Here is a 255-nt window from a genome sequence, read left to right as displayed (position 1 = left end):
CCGTCCTTCATCGACTCCTAGTGCCAAGGCATCCACCGTGCGCCCTTTCTAACTTAACTAATTTTAAAACTTAAATTAAACTTACGCAGTTTAATGAATGACATTATCTAGTTTTCAAAGTACAAATATTCTTGGTGGAGCCTAGCGGGATCGAACCGCTGACCTCCTGCGTGCAAGGCAGGCGCTCTCCCAGCTGAGCTAAGGCCCCAAACATAAAAAAAGAAAAGATATGGTGGGCCTAAATGGACTCGAACC

At 45.1% G+C, this 255-nt stretch carries 1 tRNA gene; it reads right to left on the bottom strand.

Going from position 1 to position 255, the window contains the following annotated elements:
• Positions 1–132: 132 nt before the first annotated feature.
• Positions 133–208: transfer RNA gene (locus tag ACX6U0_RS21405), tRNA-Ala, on the bottom strand.
• Between the last annotated feature and the right edge of the window lie 47 nt (positions 209–255).

This window comes from Gottfriedia sp. ABJ_BB2_2 (genome assembly GCF_055484705.1).
The sequence above is the reverse complement of the archived record's forward strand: the minus strand, read 5'-3'. Positions and strand labels throughout refer to the sequence as shown.